This is a genomic window from Erwinia sp. 1181_3 (assembly GCF_052824965.1).
In genome coordinates, this window is the sequence record NZ_VTDE01000002.1 from 228,431 (window position 1) to 249,006 (window position 20,576).

22 protein-coding genes and 1 riboswitch are annotated in these 20,576 nt (G+C 57.1%); of the genes, 4 read left to right on the forward strand and 18 right to left on the reverse strand.

Annotated features, from left to right (window positions below):
• Positions 1-229: 229 nt before the first annotated feature.
• Positions 230-1,684, reverse strand: a complete 1,455-nt coding sequence (gene melB / locus FY046_RS05395) for a melibiose:sodium transporter MelB (RefSeq protein WP_133842986.1) — start codon at positions 1,682-1,684, stop codon at positions 230-232.
• An 83-nt stretch (positions 1,685-1,767) separates the two neighbouring features.
• Positions 1,768-3,072, reverse strand: coding sequence for an alpha-glucosidase/alpha-galactosidase (gene melA, locus FY046_RS05400; protein ID WP_159337046.1), 1,305 nt, complete (start codon positions 3,070-3,072; stop codon positions 1,768-1,770).
• Between the two features lie 246 nt (positions 3,073-3,318).
• Between melA and FY046_RS05405 the strand changes: the two genes are divergently transcribed.
• Both FY046_RS05405 and FY046_RS05410 read left to right on the forward strand, forming a co-directional pair.
• Positions 3,319-4,146, forward strand: coding sequence for an AraC family transcriptional regulator (locus tag FY046_RS05405; RefSeq protein WP_446185845.1), 828 nt, complete (start codon positions 3,319-3,321; stop codon positions 4,144-4,146).
• Between the two features lie 76 nt (positions 4,147-4,222).
• Complete coding sequence (locus FY046_RS05410; protein ID WP_133842980.1) at positions 4,223-4,987, forward strand: hypothetical protein; 765 nt, start codon at positions 4,223-4,225, stop codon at positions 4,985-4,987.
• An 11-nt stretch (positions 4,988-4,998) separates the two neighbouring features.
• On the opposite strand, the gene FY046_RS05415 is transcribed toward FY046_RS05410, so the two are convergent.
• Together FY046_RS05415 and FY046_RS05420 are read right to left on the reverse strand one after the other, a co-directional pair.
• Positions 4,999-5,430 carry a helix-turn-helix domain-containing protein gene (locus FY046_RS05415; protein ID WP_167864411.1) on the reverse strand — a complete coding sequence of 144 codons (432 nt, stop codon included), beginning with the start codon at positions 5,428-5,430 and terminating at the stop codon, positions 4,999-5,001.
• Complete coding sequence (locus FY046_RS05420) at positions 5,427-5,738, reverse strand: type II toxin-antitoxin system HigB family toxin (protein ID WP_446185846.1); 312 nt, start codon at positions 5,736-5,738, stop codon at positions 5,427-5,429. Before FY046_RS05420 ends, FY046_RS05415 begins: the two co-directional genes overlap by 4 nt.
• A gap of 198 nt (positions 5,739-5,936) precedes the next feature.
• Between FY046_RS05420 and FY046_RS05425 the strand changes: the two genes are divergently transcribed.
• Entirely contained in the window at positions 5,937-6,575 is a 639-nt protein-coding gene (locus FY046_RS05425; RefSeq protein WP_259149510.1) for a TetR/AcrR family transcriptional regulator, read from the forward strand.
• A 693-nt stretch (positions 6,576-7,268) separates the two neighbouring features.
• Here FY046_RS05425 and phnE (FY046_RS05430) read toward each other — a convergent pair.
• From phnE (FY046_RS05430) to phnC, 4 genes are all read right to left on the reverse strand, one after another.
• Positions 7,269-8,153, reverse strand: a complete 885-nt coding sequence (phnE, locus tag FY046_RS05430; RefSeq protein WP_446185847.1) for a phosphonate ABC transporter, permease protein PhnE — start codon at positions 8,151-8,153, stop codon at positions 7,269-7,271.
• The gene (gene phnE / locus FY046_RS05435) at positions 8,150-9,019 is read right to left on the reverse strand and encodes a phosphonate ABC transporter, permease protein PhnE (protein WP_446185848.1); all 870 of its coding nucleotides are present in this window, start codon (positions 9,017-9,019) and stop codon (positions 8,150-8,152) included. The genes phnE (FY046_RS05430) and phnE (FY046_RS05435) overlap by 4 nt, the downstream gene beginning before the upstream one ends.
• A gap of 63 nt (positions 9,020-9,082) precedes the next feature.
• Complete coding sequence (gene phnD, locus FY046_RS05440; protein ID WP_133842968.1) at positions 9,083-10,006, reverse strand: phosphonate ABC transporter substrate-binding protein; 924 nt, start codon at positions 10,004-10,006, stop codon at positions 9,083-9,085.
• A gap of 57 nt (positions 10,007-10,063) precedes the next feature.
• Positions 10,064-10,912 (reverse strand): phosphonate ABC transporter ATP-binding protein, encoded by an 849-nt coding sequence (gene phnC, locus FY046_RS05445; RefSeq protein ID WP_133842965.1) that lies wholly within the window; start codon positions 10,910-10,912, stop codon positions 10,064-10,066.
• A gap of 195 nt (positions 10,913-11,107) precedes the next feature.
• Here phnC and FY046_RS05450 point away from each other — a divergent pair, with 195 nt between their 5' ends.
• A complete protein-coding gene (locus FY046_RS05450; protein WP_446185849.1) occupies positions 11,108-12,430 on the forward strand; it encodes a methyl-accepting chemotaxis protein in 1,323 nt (440 codons plus the stop codon).
• A 90-nt stretch (positions 12,431-12,520) separates the two neighbouring features.
• On the opposite strand, the gene FY046_RS05455 is transcribed toward FY046_RS05450, so the two are convergent.
• The 10 genes from FY046_RS05455 to phnF all read right to left on the reverse strand — a co-directional run bounded on the left by FY046_RS05455 (position 12,521) and on the right by phnF (position 20,539).
• Positions 12,521-13,159 (reverse strand): TenA family protein, encoded by a 639-nt coding sequence (locus tag FY046_RS05455; RefSeq protein WP_167864406.1) that lies wholly within the window; start codon positions 13,157-13,159, stop codon positions 12,521-12,523.
• A 34-nt stretch (positions 13,160-13,193) separates the two neighbouring features.
• Positions 13,194-13,307: riboswitch (TPP riboswitch) on the reverse strand.
• Between the two features lie 435 nt (positions 13,308-13,742).
• On the reverse strand, positions 13,743-14,279 hold the full coding sequence (gene phnN, locus FY046_RS05460; RefSeq protein ID WP_159337056.1) for a ribose 1,5-bisphosphokinase: 537 nt from the start codon (positions 14,277-14,279) through the stop codon (positions 13,743-13,745).
• The gene (gene phnM / locus FY046_RS05465; protein WP_446185850.1) at positions 14,279-15,415 is read right to left on the reverse strand and encodes an alpha-D-ribose 1-methylphosphonate 5-triphosphate diphosphatase; all 1,137 of its coding nucleotides are present in this window, start codon (positions 15,413-15,415) and stop codon (positions 14,279-14,281) included. The genes phnN and phnM overlap by 1 nt, the downstream gene beginning before the upstream one ends.
• On the reverse strand, positions 15,412-16,116 hold the full coding sequence (phnL, locus tag FY046_RS05470; RefSeq protein WP_446185851.1) for a phosphonate C-P lyase system protein PhnL: 705 nt from the start codon (positions 16,114-16,116) through the stop codon (positions 15,412-15,414). The genes phnM and phnL overlap by 4 nt, the downstream gene beginning before the upstream one ends.
• 21 nt (positions 16,117-16,137) lie before the next feature.
• Positions 16,138-16,896, reverse strand: coding sequence for a phosphonate C-P lyase system protein PhnK (phnK, locus tag FY046_RS05475; protein ID WP_133842951.1), 759 nt, complete (start codon positions 16,894-16,896; stop codon positions 16,138-16,140).
• Positions 16,893-17,735, reverse strand: coding sequence for an alpha-D-ribose 1-methylphosphonate 5-phosphate C-P-lyase PhnJ (locus tag FY046_RS05480; protein WP_133842949.1), 843 nt, complete (start codon positions 17,733-17,735; stop codon positions 16,893-16,895). The genes phnK and FY046_RS05480 overlap by 4 nt, the downstream gene beginning before the upstream one ends.
• Positions 17,728-18,804: a carbon-phosphorus lyase complex subunit PhnI gene (locus FY046_RS05485; RefSeq protein WP_133842946.1), complete on the reverse strand. Its 1,077-nt coding sequence runs from the start codon at positions 18,802-18,804 to the stop codon at positions 17,728-17,730. Before FY046_RS05485 ends, FY046_RS05480 begins: the two co-directional genes overlap by 8 nt.
• A complete protein-coding gene (gene phnH / locus FY046_RS05490; protein WP_133842944.1) occupies positions 18,804-19,379 on the reverse strand; it encodes a phosphonate C-P lyase system protein PhnH in 576 nt (191 codons plus the stop codon). The genes FY046_RS05485 and phnH overlap by 1 nt, the downstream gene beginning before the upstream one ends.
• Positions 19,376-19,819, reverse strand: a complete 444-nt coding sequence (phnG, locus tag FY046_RS05495; RefSeq protein ID WP_446185852.1) for a phosphonate C-P lyase system protein PhnG — start codon at positions 19,817-19,819, stop codon at positions 19,376-19,378. The genes phnH and phnG overlap by 4 nt, the downstream gene beginning before the upstream one ends.
• The gene (phnF, locus tag FY046_RS05500) at positions 19,820-20,539 is read right to left on the reverse strand and encodes a phosphonate metabolism transcriptional regulator PhnF (protein WP_133842940.1); all 720 of its coding nucleotides are present in this window, start codon (positions 20,537-20,539) and stop codon (positions 19,820-19,822) included.
• Between the last annotated feature and the right edge of the window lie 37 nt (positions 20,540-20,576).

The window sequence follows — 20,576 nt, forward strand, 5'->3', positions numbered from 1 at the left end:
GGGATGTGCCGTCACGACCAGTCCGTCGGTGAACCGCGCTTGCGAAGGCATCCACGCAGTGGACGCAGCGCCAGCCGCAAGCCCGGGTCCCCAGGGTGGGGGCGACTGCCCACCCTGGGTCGCTCAGCCCGCGCAGCGGGAAAGCGAAACGCCCTTGACGTTGACCTGGACCTTGACCTGCACCATCGGCAGGCCATTACCACGGGGCGACCGGAGAAAAGGGTACCCCCTACGGTTTGAGGTGACCCGGATTCAACGTCTCAGATGCATATCTGCCCTCAGCGTCACTCTCCAGCGGCCTGACCTGCGCCGTCATCACCCCCTGCCCTTCGCCATATTTATGCTGTAAGGCCCGCTGCATTTCATGCAGGATTTCGCCATCCAGCTTGTAGTGACGCAGGTAGATCCACAGCGTGAGAACAAAGAACACCAGCGGCAGGCCAATCATAATCCCCTGCATCCCCATGATGGTGCTGGCTGACTGCTGCGCGCCCGGAACATACCCCACCACACCCAGCATCACGCCAATCAGCAGCCCGGCAAACGCGGCACCGGCTTTCACCACCATGGTTTGCACCGAGAAGGCGATACTTTCAATGCGAACGCCCAGCGCGTAGTCGCCATAATCCACGGTATCCGCGACCATAATCACCAGCATCACCCAGAAGAACGCCCCGCCAATGTTGACCAGAATCCCGGACAGTGAAATCAGCGTCGCGCTCTGTGGCGCATACATGCCCACCACCAGCAGCAGCAGACAGCTCATCACCGGCAGCACCGAGGCGCTAATCCAGATCGCCCGCCGTGAGAAGCGCGCCACCAGTTTCGGGAAGCAGAGGATGGCGATCAGGTTGGCGATCCCGGCATACATCATGTACCACGGGAACAGCTCTGCCCGGCCCACCACATAGGTGAAGTAGTAGATGGCAAACGCAGTGATCACGTTATGTGCCAGATTCCAGGCCAGCGCCATCAGCAGCAGCGCAAACAAGGGGCGGTTGCGGAAAATCATACTGAGTACGGCTTTAATGGTGGTCTGCTCTGGCGCATTCGGCACGGCAGAGGAAGAGTATTTCTCTTCGATATTACGCAGCGTGATGATCGCAGAGAGGATAAAGAACACCACCAGGATCAGCGAGAACAGCATAAACCCCTGCCCTTTGTTGCCGTCACCCAGGTAGTTCACCAGCGGCAGACCGATCACCCCGGTGGTGTAACCCGCAAGACTGGCGAAGAAACGCGGCCACGGGATCAGCGCTTCACGTTCCCGTTTGTCGAGGGTAATGCAGGGCACCAGCGACCAGAACGGCACGTCCATCAGGGTATAGGTAAAACCCCACAGCAGATAGGTCGCCCAGATCCACGCAATCAGCGCACCGCCCTCGAAGTTATGCGCACAGAAAACGGAGACCAGCACCACCGAATTGCTCAGCGTACCAATCAATATCCAGGGTTTAAACTTGCCCCAGCGGGTGCGGGTGCGCTCAACAATCCAGCCCATCACCGGGTCAAAGAAGGCATCAAGAATGCGCGCCACCAGGAACAGTGAGGCCACCATACTGACCGATACCCCAACCACATCGGTGTAGTAGTACATCAGATACATATAGATAATGCCGATGGCAAAATCCTTACCGAATGCCCCCAGCCCGTAGCTGATTTTTGTTTTTACCGAAACTGTCATCGTGATTAATCCCTGCCAGTGTCATCGTAAATGGCGACCGTAAGTGGCCGCCACGAGCCAAAGCGCTGTACCCGTTTCAGGGATTAACGGTAAGTGGGTAACCAGTCACCGTGAGCGGCGATCAGTTCGTCGCACAGCTTCACCGTGTCATCAATCGACAGTTCAGCAGAAGTGTGCGGGTCAAGCAGCGCAGCATGGTAGATATGCTCTTTTTTATGGCTGATGGCGGCCTCAATGGTCAGCAGCTGGGTATTAATATTGGTGCGGTTAAGCGCCGCCAGCTGTGGCGGCAGGTCGCCGACATAACATGGCGTCACACCCTGACCATCCACCAGACACGGCACCTCTACGCAGGCCTGGGACGGCAGGTTGGTGATCAGCCCGTGATTCAGAACGTTGCCGCCAATCTTATACGGCACATCGGTTTCCATCGCTTCAATCATCCACGACGCGTACTCGTGGCTGCGCGTATGGCTGAGGTTCTCGTTTTGCGTCAGCTTATCGCGCTGCTGATGCCAGCGGTCGATCTGCTCAATACAGCGACGCGGATATTCATCCAGCGGAATATTAAAACGCTCAATCAGCTCGGGATAGTTGCGCTTGATCCAGTACGGCATATATTCCGCATTATGTTCGGAGGACTCGGTGACGTAATAGCCAAAGACGCGCATGATTTCGTGACGCACCATATCGTCATGTTTATCCGTCAGGGCCAACGCGCGGCGTTTGATCTCCGGGTAAATGTCTTCGCCATCACGGGTAATATTGAGCAACCACGCCATATGGTTGATACCGGCAATCTGCCATTTCACACCGTCCATCGACATATCAACGGACTTCAGCAGTGTCTCAGCACAAACCTGCACGCTGTGGCACAGGCCAACGGTTTTAATCCCCGTGTGTTGCAGCATGGCACCGGTCAGCGACGCCATCGGGTTGGTGTAGTTCAGCAGCCAGGCATCCGGGCACACCGCTTCCATATCACGGGCGAAATCCAGCATCACCGGAATGGTGCGTAATGCACGGAAAATCCCGCCAATACCGAGAGTATCGGCAATGGTCTGGCGCAGTCCGTACTTTTTCGCGATCTCAAAATCAGTAATGGTGCAGGGATCGTAGCCGCCGACCTGGATGGCGTTAATCACATAGCTGGCCCCCTGCAACGCAGGGCGGCGCTGCTCCACGCCGGCGTATTTCTCAATGCGAGCTTTGCCCTGGCACAGATTGGCATTGAGATTATTCAGCATCAGCCAGGAGTCATTAAGCCGTTCAGCGTCAATGTCATACAGGGCGATATCCACCTGCTGCAACGCGGGCGTTGCCAGAATATCCCCCAGTACATTCTTCGCAAATACCGTACTGCCTGCTCCGAGAAACGTAATTTTCATTGTTGTGCCCTTTTGAATCCATGAGGTGAAGTTGCACTCACTTTAGGCAGCAGGCGCACGGCTGCCTATGTCATTTTTTGACATTGATATGGTGAAAAACGACCGCCAAATCGAACTGTGATCTGGCTCGCTAATTACCGTCCCCGACGAGCAAAATAACGGTGCAATGTCACAATCCGGGTTTATTTCACGCAACCAGCTGACAATTCACTGCTGTAATGAGCTGAAAAATAAAAGGAAGATGCCATGCAGAAAGATATTCACCCCGATGACATTGCCCAGTTCGGTCTGAACATTTATCAGTACGGGCATGAAGTCTGCGCCAGCCAGCACAGCTATGGCCCCGCAGTGCGCCAGCACTATCTTTTACATTATGTGATACGCGGCGGCGGGACGCTGTTTAGCGGCGATCGGCGCTGGCCCGTGCGTCAGGGGGAGGCGTTTCTTATCCATCCGCATGAGATCACCACCTACACCGCCGATAAACAGCGGCCATGGGAATATATGTGGGTGGAACTGGATGGATTGATTGCGTTGAGAAGCCTGGAAAAATGCGGGTTACGCCGTGACATGCCATTGTATCGGCCAAAAGAGACGCTTTCTCCCTGCCCTGCCTACCCCTATTTGCGACAACTGGTGGCGCAGGACCCGGTACATTCGCTGCGTATCGCCGGGTTAACCTGCCTGTTTCTTGATGCATTAATCGCCAACGCGCACCACGAGGACGGTGAGGAAACCCGTTGCGGAAATAAACACCTGGACAGTGCCATTCAGTTTATTGAACGCCACTACCACCGTAATCTCGCGATTGGCGAGGTGGCAGACCACTGCAATATTGACCGCAGCTATCTCAGCCGCCTGTTTCAGCAGCAGTTCGGCTATGGTCCGAAACAGTATCTGTTGTTGCTGCGGATGGAGGTGGCCACTTCGCTGCTCTCTGACCCCAGCCTGCCAATAAAAGTAATAGCCTATTCATTGGGTTACACCAGTCAGATGCAGTTTGCCAAGGTATTTCAGCAACATTTTCACTGCTCCCCTACGCAGTGGCGGCGCGAGAAAGCCCGCCCGGCCTGATGGGTGGCTGAGATTCTGCCATACTCTGTGGCACTGCCCGGCTACGGGCCGGATTCTCATCACCGTGAGGCGCCCGATGAATACTGAACTCAGCCCATCCCCTGCCTACGGCCAACTGCACAGCGCCCTGCTGGAACAACGTTCCCGGGTGCAGTCAGCAGAGGTAATTCATACCATTAATCGTGCATTACTGGCCGGAGAACGGGTCAGTGCAGCGTTTTATGACCTCAGCCAGCTTAAGCTCCTGCAACAGCGAAAAATTTTGCCGCTGATCACCCCAGAAACCGAAGATGAAGTGGCCGCTTTTATTGCTGCGCTTAACCCAGTGGTTCCTGCCGCGCTGGTGAATGAAGCCCAGTTTTGTGAGCTGCAGCAGCGTGTCAGCCATCTGAGTGAGCACTTTCGCTGGCAGCATGCCAGCCTGCCGCTGGTGCAGAATGCGCTGTTTGTCCGCACCTGGCACCACTGGCAGCAAACGCTGGAGACCCTGTTCAGCGCGGGCGATAATGCCGCGGTGTTTACCCGGCTTGAGCAGGTATTGAATGATTCCAGCGGTAAGATCCCGGTGCTGGGTGAAGCGCGTGAACTGTACCGGGCGCTGGAAGGATTACTGGTGAGTTGCCGCCAGAAGGCGGAAGAAAGCAGCGGCGAGCAGGATGCACTGGCGGGATATGTTGCCGCCGCCGACATCGCCACCCGGGGGATTATCACCTTTGGTGCCACTGCTGAGGCGGTATTACGCGGCCGCCCGCTTCCCACGGAGGCACAGCTGAAAACCCGCATTAAAGAGCATCACACCAGCGTCACCGAGCGCATGCATCCGTGGTTTTCAACAGTGTAGTCAGCCCGCTATTATTCGATAAAAGTGGCAAGCGGAATGCTGAACCGTTTCGCCAGCGCTCTCATATGTTCCAGCGTTAAGGCCCGCTGGCCACTCATGATCATACTCACCAGCGAGCGGCTGCCAATCTCCTGTTGGAAGCTGCTCTGGTTCAGGCCATGCTGATCCATTAAAACCCGCAGTACTGCCAGTTCGCGCGGTGTTGCATCAATACGCGCATTAAAATCCGCGAATGCCGGTGCAACATTTTCCCAGGCGGAAATTTTCTTCGCCAGAATATCGATCAGTGGATTTTCATCATCGTGATCGATCAGGTACTCCACCAGCACCAGTGCCTCTTCATAATCATGTGTGGTTGCTTGACGACCAAGGAAAGGAATCGCATGAATCAGTGCAGCACTGGCACTGAGTGCGGTATGAAATTTTTTTTCTGCAACCCTCATTCCGGGTGCCTCCGATAGTAGTCCGTTAACCTGTCGTATTCATCGTGCATAACAATATGCTTAATAAATACATTTTGTGTCTCAAACTTGATATAGGTAATGATGCGCAGGTGGTTCCCTGCGGCATTGATGACCCACCATTTACGCCGATACTTGAATCTGTCCAGTGAGGCAAACTGGGCTTTCAACTGCTCAGGTGTAATGTAATCCCTTGAGTTCAGTACCCTCCAGATATCATCAAGCGAGAGTGCTGCGTTCGGATAGCAGCGGGCAGCCTCGATAAACGGTCGTCTTGAGATAACATGCATAGATCCCTCTTCGTTATCATGGTTGCAAAGTATACAGACATCCCTTCATGGTCACAATATGTGAACAATTATTTTATCGCAGACCGCTTTATCTGGCTATTTGCTGACGGCGATTTTGCGAGGCACTATTTGTAAATCTGCGCCTCAGGCGCTACTCTGGCGGCGGTTTCCACTGAAAATGATGGATATAGATTCACTATGCCAGCCCCCGCCAAACGTAAAAACGATCCGGAAGGGTTAAAGAAACGCATCCTTGCCAGCGCCCTCACCACCTTTGCTGAATTCGGCTTGCAGGGTGCACGTATGGAGCAGATTGCCGAGGATGCACAGACCACCAAGCGAATGGTGGTGTATCACTTCACTAATAAAGAGCAGCTGTATATCGAGGTTCTGCACCTGGTGTATCGCGAGATCCGCCAGCATGAGACCGGCCTGAATCTGGCCGAGATGTCACCAGGCATGGCCATTGCCCGCCTGGCGGAAGCCAGCTTCGATTATCACATTTCGCATCCCGATTTTATGCGGCTGATCTGCAGTGAGAACCTGATGCGTGGCCGCTATATTCGCCAGTCAGAGACGATAAAAACGCTGAACCAAAGCGCGCTGGATGTACTGGATGCGGTACTGATACGCGGAAAACAGAGCGGAGAGTTTGATCCGCATGTCACCACCGTGGACGTTCACCGCCTGATCAGCAGCATCAGCTTCCACAACGTCGGCAACCATTACACCTTCCATACGCTGTTTGGCGGCAATGAAACCGAACAGCAAAGCCTGGCGCGTAACCGCCGGTTAGTGGTGGATGCCACGCTGCGTTATCTGCGCCCTGAGCGCTAATCTCTACAGCCCATTTAAATCGGTACAACTCACAATTACCCCGCTATGCCCTGAGGTATCCCCACAAAAATGAATGGCTGATCATTCGGCTTCAGGTCTGAGGCCAGTTTGAGCACGCCGGATCGGCAAAAGACGCATCCATGCGGGCCTCGGCACGCGGCGTCCCTGCCGCGTGACGTCCGGCTTACCTCAAACTGGCCCCATCCCCGCAGAACGTCTGCTCGCTGTGGGTATTACAACCCCCACCATGTGACAGTCTCTGCGGATTGATTTGAATCAGGATTAAAGAAGGTGGCTGCCAATAATGCAGGTCTTGTTTTGTAGGGATCCCTCAGCGCTATGCCCTCATAGCGGGGTTTTTCGTCTACGCTTAGCGTCTGGCTGAACTGCCTGCCATCGCCCTCCATTCACCCGTTATTGTCCTGAACAGGAACTGTCAATGACTCGCGAACCGACCGACTATCCTCGCCGTCAGCCACATCTTTCCCCCCAGCATCCCCTGGTGTGGAACTGAGCACAGAATGCCACGCTGGCATGCCGAAGTGCAGCCGCATATGCATGGGAGAAGCAACCCGATCCTGATGCCCGCTATTACACGCTGAATAAGCTGTGGTGGAACGCTGTATCGTAGGGGTCAGACATGTCTGACCCGGGCGGGGCTTGCCCCACCCCTACAAACAGAGGGTCCTTACGCTATTTTTCTGGCGTAAACAGCGGCACGGGTTGCCCGCTGATATAGCGTTTGCGTAGTTTCGCCGAGAGATGGTCCATGATCATTACGATCACGACCATGATCAGGGTAATAAACATCACCACATCCCAGTTCCACAGGCGCATATTTTCGGCATACACCAGGCCGATACCGCCAGCGCCGACAAAGCCCAGCACGGCCGCTGATCGGGTATTCGACTCAATTTGATACAGGCTCAGCGCCAGAAACGCCGGGAATGACTGGGTGAAAATACCGTAACGATGTTTTTGCAGGCTGTTGGCCCCCACCGCATTTAACCCGCGTCCTGGTGAACGTTCCACGGCTTCATGCCCTTCCGCGTAAAGTTTCCCCAGCAGCCCGACGTCCTGCATGATAATCGCCAGCACCCCGGCCAGCGGCCCCATGCCGACAGCACGCACGAAAATCAGCCCCCAGATTGCCATATCAATTCCGCGCAGGATATCCAGCAGGCGACGAACCACCAGCGCCACCGGACGCAGCACAGGCGTGGCCATCACGTTGCGTGCTGCAAGAAATGACAGCGGTAAGGCCAGCAGTGTGGCGGTGATCGTACCGGCGAAGACAATCGCCAGCGTGATAAAGATCTGGCTGAAATAGTAGGCAAACGGCCAGTTCGCCACGTCATGCCAGACAAACATGCGCATAAAATAGTGCGCCAGCTGGCCTAAGCCAATAGTGAGCTGCTGCCAGCTGATGCCAAACAGGGTGAAGAAAAACACGTAGTAAAGCAGGATGGCTGCCGCAATCAGCCCGATGCGCCTCAGGTAGCTGCGCTGAATGGCAAACAGCGCCTGATGCTGCTGCTTCATGCCTTCCAGCTTGTCACTGCCGATTAATCCCATCATGAGCGGTTTCCTTCCACAACACGCTGACGCACCCGTCCGGACACCATATCCAGCAGCGAGACCACCACAATAATCAGAATCAGCGTCATACTGACCTGGTCATAACGGTCCAGTTTGATGTTGGTCATCAGCTCCTGGCCGATGCCCCCCGCCCCCACCAGTCCGAGGATCGTGGACTGACGGAAATTGACCTCAAAACGCATAAAACCATACGAGAGAAACACCGGTTTGACCTGCGGCCAGAGCGCGAAACGCATACGCTGCAACGACGATGCCCCGCAGGATGCCAGGCCGCGCACCGGTTTATCTGACGCACTTTCAATCGCTTCATAGAACAGTTTGGTCAGGCTGCCAATGGTGTGCAGCGCCAGTGCCAGAAAGCCCGGGATCACGCCAATACCAAACGCCATAACAAACATCACTGCCCACGCCAGTTCCGGCATGGTACGCAGGAAAGCCACACAGGTACGAATGGCGAAACTCACGCTGCGCGGTGTTTGGGTGTTGCTGGCAGCGAAAAAGGCCAATACGCCCGCCACCATCACCGATGCCAGGGTCGCGGCCAGCGCCAGTTGCAGTGTTTCCCAAATCAGCGGCAGCTGAATAGGCAGACGATAGCCCCAGTAAGCCATTGAGCCTTCCGTATGGCTGTCGGCAAACAAGCGTGAGGCGCTCAGCGTGGGCACGGTTTCCGCGAGGTAATCGAAAAAGTGCGGCAACGACACCCAGATGGTGTGCAGATTAAATTCCGCCATCTGGCCGGAGGCGAGGTACAGCACCAGCAGCGTCAGGGACCACAGCAGCGTGTCGCGCTTCTGCTTACCGCGGATCTGCTGGTAATAGCGTTCAAAATCGGGATGTGTCATGCGGATACCTGAGTGAAGGGTCGACGGCAGTCGACCCTTATCAGCGGAGAAGAGAACGGGTGATTAACGGGCTTTGGTCAGCGCACGTTTCATATCGATGATCGCCTGATAATCAGCCACGGTAGCCGGGCCGATATGCTGGGCGCCACCCACGGCTTTGACGAAGCAGCTGTGATGTTCGGTATCCAGCTTTTTGATAGCCGTGACCAGCTTCGCTTTAAAATCAGCAGGCAGCTTGTTGCTCACCAGCACCGGACCGTTCGGGATCAGCGGTGACTGCCAGATGATACGAATTTTCTTCATCAGGTCCGGGTTACCGGCACGGATCATTCGGGTGAATGCACCGCTGGTGTAACCGGTGTTGTAATCGCCGATCATCGAGGCCCAGGTCACTGCGCCTTCGAACTGACCGTTCAGCACGCCCAGTACATCCTGCTCGTGGCCGCCGGAGAAGGTCACGCTGGAGAAGTGGCCTTTGTATTTGTCATCCACCGAACCGCCAAACTCTTTCTTGAAGCTTTCGTTCGGGATCAGGAAGCCGGAAGTGGAATCCGGGTCGGCCATACCAAATGATTTGCCTTTCAGGTCGGCCAGTGTTTTGTACGGACTGTCCGCTTTCACAACGACAACAGAGTGATAGCCGCGTGATTTATCGGCGTCATCCACCACAATGCCAACCACATCGACAGCTTTCGGGTCATTGATGTAGACCGAGGCATACGATGACGGTGACATGCTCAGCACCATATCCACTTTGCCGCCGATCAGGCCCTGGATCACACCAGAATAGTCAGACGAATTACGCAGTTTGGTATCAACGTTCAGCTCTTTATCGAAGAAATCTTTCACGCACTGGTTATCACCAATCTGCTGCGTGGCATTCTGGCCGCCGAGGATACCTAAATTCAGTTCTTTCGGTGCGTCAGCGGCAGAGACGTTAGCTGCCATCACACTACCGATTACTGCTGCGAGAATCATTTTTTTCATTGCTGAGTTCCGTGTCCCATAAAAGTGTTATTACCCGTCATGCCTGCGGTGTGACCGTCAGCCGTGATGGGCATCGTTAAGTTCAGAGTTTTCGTCGCCATACAACACATGCAAAAGATCATCGGTCAGTTCTGACGGATGGCCGTCAAACACAATGCGGCCCTTAGCAACGCCAATGGCACGCGTACAATATTCTTTCACCAGCTCCACCGAGTGCAGGTTCACCATCACGCTGATGCCGTTTTCACTCACCTGACGCAGCACATCCATAATGCGCCGGGTGTTTTTTGGGTCGAGCGAGGCAACCGGCTCATCGGCCAGCAAAATCTTCGGGTTCTGCATCAGCGCGCGGCAGATCGCCACACGCTGCATCTGTCCACCGGAGAGATTTTCTGCCCGCTGCAAGGCCTGAGGCAGCATGTTCAGCCACTCCAGCAGGCCGATGGCGCGGGCACGATCGGCATCGGGGAAGATTTTAAAGAAGGATTTCAGCGTCGAGGTCTGGCTCAGACGGCCCAGCAGGACATTGGTCAGCACATCCAGCCGCGGTACCAGGCAGAAATCCTGGAAGATCATGCCGCACTCGCTGCGCCACTGGCGCATCTGCCGGGTATTCAGCTCAACAATGTTCTGTTGTTTGCCATGATCATTGAAGTGAAGGATGGCGCCTTCGCTGGCCGGGAGGGTGCCATTCAGCACATGCAGCAGCGTTGATTTTCCTGCGCCGCTGCGACCAATCACCGCCACCAGTTCACCGGCGTGCAGGTCAAAGTTAATGTCCTGCAAGACGCGCGTCTGTGTGCCGTATGATTTTCCGAGTCCATTCACTGCCAGCACTTTTGCACGATGCTCCGCGTGGGGGATCGCCTGCTGCTGGGGGGCAATTTTTAACAATGCCTGTGCCATGTGTTGTCCATTATCAGGTTGCGCGTTATCCGCTGTGCGCCCTATTAACCACCTGTGCGATGAAAGTTTAATGACAGAGGGGTGATGGAAGCATGACAGACCGAAAAGGGCACTGAGCAAATTAACAAAGATTGAATGTTTATCCCCTCCCGCCGATAACCCTGTGGACAGCTAACTCTAATAATAAGGTCCACCATGTTTTCCACTATTGCATCAGGTATCACGTCACGCCTTGCGTGGCAGAAACGCACTCACTCTTCTGCCACGCTTGACTCATTAAAAGACTCTATCGCCATGATCGAATTCATGACCGATGGCACCATCATCACGGCTAATAGCTTGTTTCTTGAGAAAATGGGCTACGAACTGAATGAGGTGGTCGGGCAGCATCACAGCCTGTTTTGCACGCCGGACCTGTTGGCGTCGCGCCAGTATCAGGACTTCTGGATGCGGCTGAATCGCGGGGAAAGTTTCAGCGATAAATTTCTGCGCGTGGCGCAAAATGGCCGTCCGGTGTGGCTCGAAGCCAACTATGTACCGGTGCGGGATCGTAACGGGCGCGTGTTCAAAATCATTAAGCTCGCCACCGACATCACGTCGCACATTATGGATGCCCAGGAGCAGCGGGCAATGACCACGGCTATCGAGCGCTCAATGGCGGTGATAGCCTTTAACCTTAAGGGTGAAGTGCTGAAAGCTAACGATAATTTTCTTAAAACCATGGGATATCGCGCCAGTGAAATTATCGGTGTACATCACAGCCAGTTCTGTTCCGCAGCGGTACGCAGCAGCCCGGAATACACACTGTTCTGGCAGAAGCTCAACCGCGGTGAGTTTATTTCCGGCCAGTTTCAGCGCGTCAACAAGCAAGGCTCTACCCTCTGGCTGCGCGCGACCTATAACCCGGTGTTCGACGACAGTGGCGAGCTGTATAAAGTGGTGAAGTTTGCCACCGATGTCACCGCCCAGGTTGAGAAAAACCAGCTAGAGCGTGATGCAGCCCAACAGGCTTATCAAACGGCGCTGCAAACCAGCGAAAGCACAAAACGCGGTGCCAGTGTGATTGCCAACAGCGTGCAGACCATGAATGAACTGGCAGGTGAACTGCACGGGATCTCTGGCGATATCACCGGGCTCGGGGATTCCTCAGACAGTATCGGCCAGATCGTGACCAGTATTCGTCGTATTGCCGATCAGACCAACCTGCTGGCCCTCAATGCGGCGGTGGAAGCCGCCCGCGCAGGCACGCAGGGTCGCAGCTTCGCGGTGGTGGCCAACGAAGTGCGCACGCTGGCGCAAAACATCAACCGCGCCACCACCGAAATCGAACAGATGGTGCAGCAAAATCACCTGCTGGCGAGCAAAGCGCAGAAAGGCATTACCTCAAACCTGCAACGTGCCGATCGCGGCGTGGAGCTGGCGCAGGAAGCCGGCGGCGTCATCGCTGATATACGCGACAGTTCCGACGATGTGCTACGCGCCATCGGCCACGTCACCGCCGCGTTAAAGAGCGATTAAGCGTCGTCTCATCAACCTGCACAACGGCATTATCACTCCGGCAAAAAGGCCGACCCGAAAAGGTCGGCCACTGCGAATAATCAGATCTGTTTATTGATAAGCCGCATCAAAGAAAGCCTTTTCCAGCGTCACGGCGCGCAGGAAGAAATCCTCACACTGCGCCTGCTGTGCCGGGCCAACACGGTCGAGCTCCTGACGTAAAAAGGCGACAAATTCGCGGAAATCGGGGTTATCGTGCAACATAATCCACTCGGCGTGAACAAAACTGGCAGGCAATGGCAGCGGGGCCTGTGACGCCCAGTCGAGGTACAGCCACTCGGCGACATTGAGTACGGTCAGGATCACCGCATAGGAGCGCGTGGCAGCGGCCTCCAGCATGATCGCCTTGAATCCCGCAGTGGGAGAAGTGTCCGGTTCGGCGTCGCGCTGCGCGGCGCTGACGTCCAGCGCCTCAAATGCGCGCAGAAAATAGGTGTTCTCTTCACCGGAGACAACCCCGGCGCAGCGACCAAAGCGCAGGCGGGCTGCGGGGCTGTCGGCACTGGCAATGGCCGATCCGACTAAGGTGAGGAAGCTGTCGAGAAAACGGTGATCCTGGGTGAGGTAAGTGCTCATCACCTGGCGATCCACGCTGCCATCATAGAGCTCGCGAACAAAACGATGCGTGACGGCCTGTGTCCAGATGGGCTGGCTCAGTGTACGGAGTGTGTCGGTAAAACGAGTGGTCATCAGGTAGTCCTTATAAGCAGACTACCGGCAAAAGAGAGGTAAGTTGCCCCATCCCTTCGCCGGCATTATCCGGATCAGGTGTTAAGGGTCATCGCGCTGAATCTTTTACGATTTCTCAGCCAGTTGCCTGGCTCCCCCTGGAGGAGGAATTAAGTCAGGAATTTTCCGGAACGTCAATGTTGCTGACGCGGGACATTGGGCGAGGCATGCCTCACCCCTACAGAATGTGCAGTTCAGTGGGTGTTGCATTACGGGACGCGGGCGAGGCATGCCTCACCCCTACAGAAGCGCAGGTCAGTGGGGGTTGCATTACGGGACGCGGGCGAGGCATGCCTCGCCCCTACAGAAGCGCAGGTCAGTGGGGGTTGCATTACGGGACATTGGGCGAGGCATGCCTCACCCCTACAGAATGTGCAGTTCAGTGGGTGTTGCATTACGGGACGCGGCGAGGCATGCCTCACCCCTACAGAATGCGCAGGTCAGTGGGGGTTGCATTACGGGACGCGGGCGAGGCATGCCTCACCCCTACAGAATGCGCAGGTCAGTGGGGGTTGCGTAGGGGCGGGTCATGACCCGCCCGCCGTCAACGGGGCGGCGTTAACAACGCCGAAAAACCCTGTAACGTCTCACTCAATGGCCCATCATTACTTAACGTCATACACCCTGCCGCCACCGGCTCTGCCGCACGCTGCAACCGCTGTTCAATGGCGGCTTCATCCTCGCGACCGCGCTGGCGCAGTCGCCCGGCGAGGATCTCCGCCGACACCTGCAAACACACCGGCAACAGCCGCTCACCGTAACGCTGACGGGCAGCCGCCAGATGCAGCCGTGAACCGTTCACCACCACATCCAGCCCACTTGCCAGCCACTGATCGATCTCAATACCCAGCCCGTAGTAAAAATGATGCGCCTGCCAGTCGAGGGCAAACAGACCGTATTCACGCCGACGTCGGAACTCATGCTCGCTGAGGGCGATATGGTTTTCGCCCCCGGCGCTGGCGCTGCGGGTGATATAGCGATGCGCCACAATCATCCGCTCCGGTGCGCATTCACGCAGCGCCAGTAGCAGGCTGTCTTTGCCGGAGCCGGAAGCGCCCATCAGCCAGATCAGCCGCCCCATCAGAACACCTTCCTGCCCTGCGCCCACACCGACGATACATAGACCTGATCGCGGTGCGCACGCACCAGCACCAGATCGGCCCGTTTGCCTTCATCAATCACACCGCGATCGTCAAGGCCGATGGAGCGGGCCGGGTTACGCGTTACTAACGCAATGGCCGCAGGCAGCGTCATGCTGTGACGTTCATCGGCGGCAAGGCGGAATGCCGCATCCAGCAGGCTGGCGGGATAGTAATCCGACGAGAGAATATCCAGCAGCCCCAGCTGTGCCAGCTCGCTGGCCGCCACGTTGCCGGAGTGCGAGCCGCCACGCACAATATTCGGCGCCCCCATCAGTATCTGTAAGCCCATTTCACGCGAGGCGCGTGCGGCCTCTTCGGTGGTCGGGAACTCAGCGATAACGCTGCCTACCCCTTTCGATTCAACCACGTGTTCATAGGTGGCGTCATCGTGGCTGGCCAGCGGAATGTGATACTGACGACACCAGGCAGAAATCGCCTCACGGTTCGGCGTGGACCAGCGGGCCGCCAGGCTTAGCTGATCGGCCTCGTACTCATCAAGCTGCCGATCGCTGAGCTGATATTTGCCGCCAAAATAGGTGCGCCACGCCGCCAGCGACACATACTGGCGCTGCCCCGGTGAGTGATCCATCAGTGACACCAGCGACAGTGCCGGGTTACACATCAGTTGTTCAAACAGCGGCAGCGTTGAGTCATGGGGCAGTTCACAGCGCAGGTGCAGGCGATGTTCGGCACGGTTCAGGCCGTGCTTCTGCGCATGGCGAATCGCATCGATCATCTTGTTCAGATTCTCCATGCGGTGGCCGCCATCGCGCACATCGCCCACGCCAATCGCATCCAGCACCGTGGTAATGCCGCTGGCGACAATCAGCGCATCATGGCTGCTCATGGCGGAGTGCGCAGGCCAGTCCACCTTCGGGCGCGGGGTAAAGAACTTATCCAGATTGTCGGTATGCAGCTCGACCATGCCGGGCATCAGCCAGCCGCCCTCGCCGTCAATCGCTGCCGGAAGCTGGCTTTGTGTGTCAGAGAAGGCGCGGATCACGCCATTTTCACAGGCCAGCGATCCCTCGACCACTTCATTTTCCAGGATCAGTTTGACGTTATTGATGATCATTCGGCGTGCTCCAGAGCAACAGGTTGCATCACATGCAGACGGTCAGCGATGCGATCGCGCACCGCGTTATCATGAAAAATGCCGACAATCGCCGCGCCGCGCTGGCGCGCCTCTTCAATCAGCGCCACCACGGCAGCGCTGTTGGCGGTATCGAGTGAGGCGGTCGGCTCATCCAACAGCAGGATCGGAGAGTCGGCAATAAACCCGCGCGCAATATTGACGCGCTGCTGCTCACCGCCGGAAAACGTCGACGGTGCCAGTCCCCACAGGCGCGACGGCACGTTAAGGTGGCCCAGCAATGCTTTGGCACGCTCTTCGCTCTGGGATCGCGACACACCACGCTCCAGCAGCGGCTGCATCACTACCTCCAGCGTGGAAATCCGCGGGATGACGCGCAAAAACTGGCTCACCCAGCCAATCGTATCGCGGCGAATGCTGAGGATCTGGCGCGCCGGGGCGCTGACAAGGTCAACCCACTGCTGCTGATGATCCACCCAGATATGCCCGCTATCCGGCAGATAGTTCGCATACAGCGAACGCAGCAGCGTGGATTTACCGCTGCCCGAATGACCGTGCAGCACCACGCACTCCCCGGCAGCCACCTGTAAGGAGGCGTTACGTAACACCACCAGTTCTGCCCCCTGCTGATTGTGCATCACAAAGGTTTTTGACAGATTTTCGACACGCAGTTTCAGATTCATAATGATTCCTGTGGGGAGTATTTAAACAATGGATGAGACCAGCAGCTGGGTATACGGATGATGCGGATCATCCAGCACCCGGTCGGTCAGGCCACTCTCCACCACTTTCCCCTCTTTCATTACCAGCAGACGGTGTGCCAGCAGACGCGCCACACCGAGGTCGTGGGTGACAATCACCACCGCCAGATTGAGATCGCGGACCAGGCTGCGCAGCAGATCCAGGAGTCGCGCCTGCACCGACACATCCAGCCCGCCGGTGGGTTCATCCATAAACACCAGCGTCGGATGCGTCACCAGATTGCGGGCGATTTGCAGACGCTGCTGCATGCCGCCGGAGAAGGTGCCCGGCAGGTCATCGATGCGCGACAGCGGGATCTCCACATCCTGTAACCACTTCCCGGCGGTTTCGCGGATCTGCCCATAGTTACGCTGCCCGACCGCCATCAGGCGTTCACCGATATTGCCCCCGGCAGAAACCTGCGCCCGCAGGCCATCCATCGGATACTGATGTACCACGCCCCATTCGGTGCGCAGCAGACGGCGGCGTTCGCTTTCGCTCAGGGCATAGAGATCCTGGCCCTGATAAATAATCTCACCCTGCTGCGGTGCCAGCCGGGCCGAAATCGACTTCAGCAGCGTGGTTTTACCGGAACCCGATTCCCCGACAATTCCCAGTACTTCTCCCGGAAAGAGCTCAAAGGAGACGTCACTGAACCCTTTGCCCGGCGCATAGAGATGCGTTAACTGATTGACCGCCAGCAGCGGTGTTTCGCGCGTCATGATGGATTCTCTTGTTGCTGATGGCAGTAGTCGGTATCGGAGCAGACAAACAGGCGCGAACCCTGATCGTCCAGCACCACTTCATCCAGATAGCTGTCGCGTGAACCGCACAGCGCGCAGGGTTCATCCCACTGCTGTACGGTAAAAGGATGGTCGTCAAAATCGAGGCTTTCCACTTTGGTATAGGGCGGCAGCGCGTAGATACGCTTCTCGCGTCCTGCACCAAACAGCTGGAGCGCGGGCATCATATCCATCTTCGGGTTGTCGAATTTCGGGATCGGTGACGGGTCCATCACATAGCGATCGTTGACCTTGACCGGATAGGCATAGGTGGTGGCGATATGACCGTAACGGGCGATATCTTCATACAGTTTGACCTGCATGATGCCGTACTCCTCCAGCGCGTGCATGGTGCGGGTTTCCGTTTCACGTGGCTCGATAAAGCGCAGCGGCTCCGGGATCGGCACCTGATAAATCAGGATCTGATCTTCCGTCAGCGGCGTTTCAGGAATGCGGTGACGCGTCTGGATCAGTGTGGCGTCAACGGTGCGTTCCGTGGTGGCGGCACCGCTGACGCGCTGGAAGAAGCGGCGGATAGAGACGGCGTTGGTGGTATCGTCAGCGCCCTGATCGATCACTTTCAGCACGTCATGTTCGCCAATCACGCTGGCGGTGAGCTGAATACCGCCAGTGCCCCAGCCATAGGGCATCGGCATCTCACGTCCGCCAAACGGCACCTGATAACCGGGGATCGCCACCGCTTTAAGGATGGCACGGCGGATCGTACGTTTACTCTGTTCATCCAGATAACCGGGGTTATAACCGCTTAGTTCAGTCACGCTGCTTCTCCTGGTATTCCGCCCGCAGGCGTTTCAGCAGTTCCAGTTCAGCCTGGAAATCGACGTAATGCGGGAGTTTCAGGTGAGAGACAAACCCCGCCGCTTCAACGTTATCCGCATGCGATAGCACAAACTCTTCGTCCTGCGCCGGGCTGGTAATGCGTTCGCCGTGTTCGTCGGTTTGCAGCGCACGGTCCACCAGCGCCATCGCCATCGCTTTGCGTTCTGCACGACCAAAGACCAGCCCGTAGCCCCGGGTAAAGTGCGGCGCATCGTCCGCCGGGGTGGTGAAACCGTTCACCATTTCACACTCGGTCAGCATCACTTCGCCAATTTCCAGTGCAAAACCCAGCTCTTCAGGGACGATTTCGACGGTGACCGATCCGGTACGAATCTCTCCGGCAAAGGGGTGGGTGCGCCCGTAGCCGCGCTGCGTGGAGTAGCCCAGCGCCAGCAGAAATCCTTCGTCACCGCGTACCAGCTGTTGCAAACGCGCTGAACGCGGCATCGGATAGGAGGGCGCATCGCGGGTGATATCCAGCGGCTCGCTGCCATCGTCCTCTTCGCGCAGCGCCAGCCCTTCGCGCGTCATCAGGTCAAACATATGCGGGCATTCTGCTGCCAGTGGCTGTTCCGCACGCGGTGTCACGGGCGCTTTGCCTTCGGCCAGCAGGGTGAAATCCAGCAGACGATGGGTGTAATCATAGGTCGGCCCCAGCAGCTGTCCGCCGGGCAGATCTTTGTAGACCGCAGAGATACGGCGCTCAACGCGCATCGCACCGCTGTCCAGCGGCAGGCTGTCGGCCAGCCGTGGCAGCGTGGTGCGGTAGGCACGCAGCAGAAAAATCGCTTCGACCAGGTCGCCACTCGCCTGCTTAATGGCCAGCGCCGCCAGCTCGCGGTCGTGAATACCGCCTTCGGTCATCACGCGGTCAACGGCCAGGCCAAGCTGCTGGTCAATCTGTGTGCAGGTGAGTTCCGGCTGGTCATCCGCGCCACGGCGCAAACTCTCCTGAAGCTGATGGGCGGCGGCTATCGCCTTCTCGCCCCCTTTCACCGCGACATACATCAGCAGACCTCCACGTCAGTAGTGCGCGGCAGCGCCATCATGTTTTCACCACAGGTGAAGATCAGGTCAATGCCCTGCGGGAAGCGGTGGCGGCGATCGCGCAGGTAACTCAGCACGCTTTCTGGCAGCTGCGGAGCAATGGCGCGGCGCTCCTGCAAGCCCGGGCCGCGCAGGCGCAGTGTCAGGCCGCCGCTCAGGGCCGGTACGTCAATAATCAGCGTGCTGCTTTTCTCCGGTGACACATTATCGCCGGGGGAGAAACTGTCGATGCTGGTGCCGGATTTGGCATGCAGCAGGGCAAACGGGGCATCTGTGCTGTCGGTGATCGGTGCACCGGTGTGGAACCGCAGATTGCTGAGCAGGGCATCATCGCGCAGCGCTTCGTCAATCCACAGAGGCGTTTCGCGATCCACCAGCGTCATCATGACCGCCGTTGCGGCACAGGAGGCGTTGCCCCAGGCGGGCAGCGTCGGCAGCGATACCATCACGCCCGGTTCACTCATCGCCTTGAGAATACGGCGGAAGGCGCGCTGAGCATCAGCAACGGGATGGCTAAAACTGGCCAGTAAGGTCATGCGTTATCTCCGCGAACAAGGGTAAAGAAGTCGACCCGGCTGCTGGCCACTTCGCGCGAACGCAGCGCCAGCTGCTCTGCACGCAAGGCCGCCAGCGGTGCGATAATCTGCTGATATAAATGCGGTGAGCTGTCACCCTGCAACAGAGCATCCAGCAGCGCACAGCGTTCGGCGTGGACTTTGTCGCGCCCGAGAATGTAGCTGTATCCACAGAGTCCGTTGGCCAGGCGCACCACGGCGCGTGTCACGGTGGTATCCCCAAGAATAAAGCGACGACCGGTACCGCCCATTCGCGCCTGCAAACGGGTCAATCCGGTTTCCGGTGCGCGCAACAGTTGGTAGTCGGTGGAGAGATCGGCGGGGCAATGCGCCAGCAACTGTTGCGGCTGGCTATGAGCCAGCACGGAAAGCCAGTGCTGACGTGCCTTATGTGCTTCCATTTAGTGCTCCAGCGTCAGTTCAATCATATCGGCACGCGTCAGGCTGACGGAGTATTCCGCCATCCGGCCGTTGTCGGTACAGGTATTCAGGGTGCGTACGCACAGCAGCGGCGCATGCAGGGAAACTTCAAGCAGACCGCTCTCTTTCGCCTGCGCGCGGCGGGCGGTAATGCGTGTCTGTTTACGCGTCAGCCCGGTAGTCAGTTGCTGACGGAGAAAATCGTGCAGTGAGCCACTGCTGAACTGTTGCAAGTGCGGCCACCACGTCAGGTCGGGCAGATAATGGTTGATCACGCAGACCGGCACGCCGTTGACCCGGCGTAGGGTGCGCAGATGGATCACCGTGTCGCCTTCGTTGCAGGCCAGCGCGGCGGCCACTTCGGCATTGCAGGGGCGCAGCACCGCCAGCAGGCGTTCACTGGTGGGATGGCTTCCCTGTTCCATCAGGTTCTGACTGAAGCGTGCCTGGGCATGGAGCGGGTAGTTATAGGGGCGCATCAGCACCAGTATCCCCACCCCCTGACGGCGCTGTACCAGCCCTTTATCCACCAGTTCATCCACTGCGCGGCGCAGGGTATGGCGGTTGACGGCATAGTGCGCCGCCAGCTGTTTCTCTGAGGGCAGGTACTCGCCACAGCGATAACGGCTGCGCAGTTCATCCTCCAGTTGCGCCGCAATGGCCTGATATAAAGTGGTCGGATGTCTGGATAAGTTGAGCATAAAAAAATCTCCACAGAACAAAGCCGGTTAGCGGGGT

Coding starts and splice junctions, on each gene's coding strand:
- phnH (WP_133842944.1), bottom strand. CDS start 19,379: ATGACCTTACTGGCCAGTTTTAGCCATCCCGTTGCTGATGCTCAGCGC.
- phnE (WP_446185848.1), bottom strand. CDS start 9,019: ATGACACATCCCGATTTTGAACGCTATTACCAGCAGATCCGCGGTAAG.
- FY046_RS05485 (WP_133842946.1), bottom strand. CDS start 18,804: ATGTATGTCGCGGTGAAAGGGGGCGAGAAGGCGATAGCCGCCGCCCAT.
- phnL (WP_446185851.1), bottom strand. CDS start 16,116: ATGAATCTGAAACTGCGTGTCGAAAATCTGTCAAAAACCTTTGTGATG.
- FY046_RS05455 (WP_167864406.1), bottom strand. CDS start 13,159: ATGACCACTCGTTTTACCGACACACTCCGTACACTGAGCCAGCCCATC.
- FY046_RS05415 (WP_167864411.1), bottom strand. CDS start 5,430: ATGAGGGTTGCAGAAAAAAAATTTCATACCGCACTCAGTGCCAGTGCT.
- phnK (WP_133842951.1), bottom strand. CDS start 16,896: ATGACGCGCGAAACACCGCTGCTGGCGGTCAATCAGTTAACGCATCTC.
- FY046_RS05405 (WP_446185845.1), top strand. CDS start 3,319: ATGCAGAAAGATATTCACCCCGATGACATTGCCCAGTTCGGTCTGAAC.
- phnM (WP_446185850.1), bottom strand. CDS start 15,415: ATGATCATCAATAACGTCAAACTGATCCTGGAAAATGAAGTGGTCGAG.
- phnC (WP_133842965.1), bottom strand. CDS start 10,912: ATGGCACAGGCATTGTTAAAAATTGCCCCCCAGCAGCAGGCGATCCCC.
- melA (WP_159337046.1), bottom strand. CDS start 3,072: ATGAAAATTACGTTTCTCGGAGCAGGCAGTACGGTATTTGCGAAGAAT.
- phnD (WP_133842968.1), bottom strand. CDS start 10,006: ATGAAAAAAATGATTCTCGCAGCAGTAATCGGTAGTGTGATGGCAGCT.
- FY046_RS05450 (WP_446185849.1), top strand. CDS start 11,108: ATGTTTTCCACTATTGCATCAGGTATCACGTCACGCCTTGCGTGGCAG.
- phnG (WP_446185852.1), bottom strand. CDS start 19,819: ATGGAAGCACATAAGGCACGTCAGCACTGGCTTTCCGTGCTGGCTCAT.
- phnE (WP_446185847.1), bottom strand. CDS start 8,153: ATGATGGGATTAATCGGCAGTGACAAGCTGGAAGGCATGAAGCAGCAG.
- melB (WP_133842986.1), bottom strand. CDS start 1,684: ATGACAGTTTCGGTAAAAACAAAAATCAGCTACGGGCTGGGGGCATTC.
- FY046_RS05420 (WP_446185846.1), bottom strand. CDS start 5,738: ATGCATGTTATCTCAAGACGACCGTTTATCGAGGCTGCCCGCTGCTAT.
- FY046_RS05410 (WP_133842980.1), top strand. CDS start 4,223: ATGAATACTGAACTCAGCCCATCCCCTGCCTACGGCCAACTGCACAGC.
- phnF (WP_133842940.1), bottom strand. CDS start 20,539: ATGCTCAACTTATCCAGACATCCGACCACTTTATATCAGGCCATTGCG.
- FY046_RS05425 (WP_259149510.1), top strand. CDS start 5,937: ATGCCAGCCCCCGCCAAACGTAAAAACGATCCGGAAGGGTTAAAGAAA.
- phnN (WP_159337056.1), bottom strand. CDS start 14,279: ATGGGGCGGCTGATCTGGCTGATGGGCGCTTCCGGCTCCGGCAAAGAC.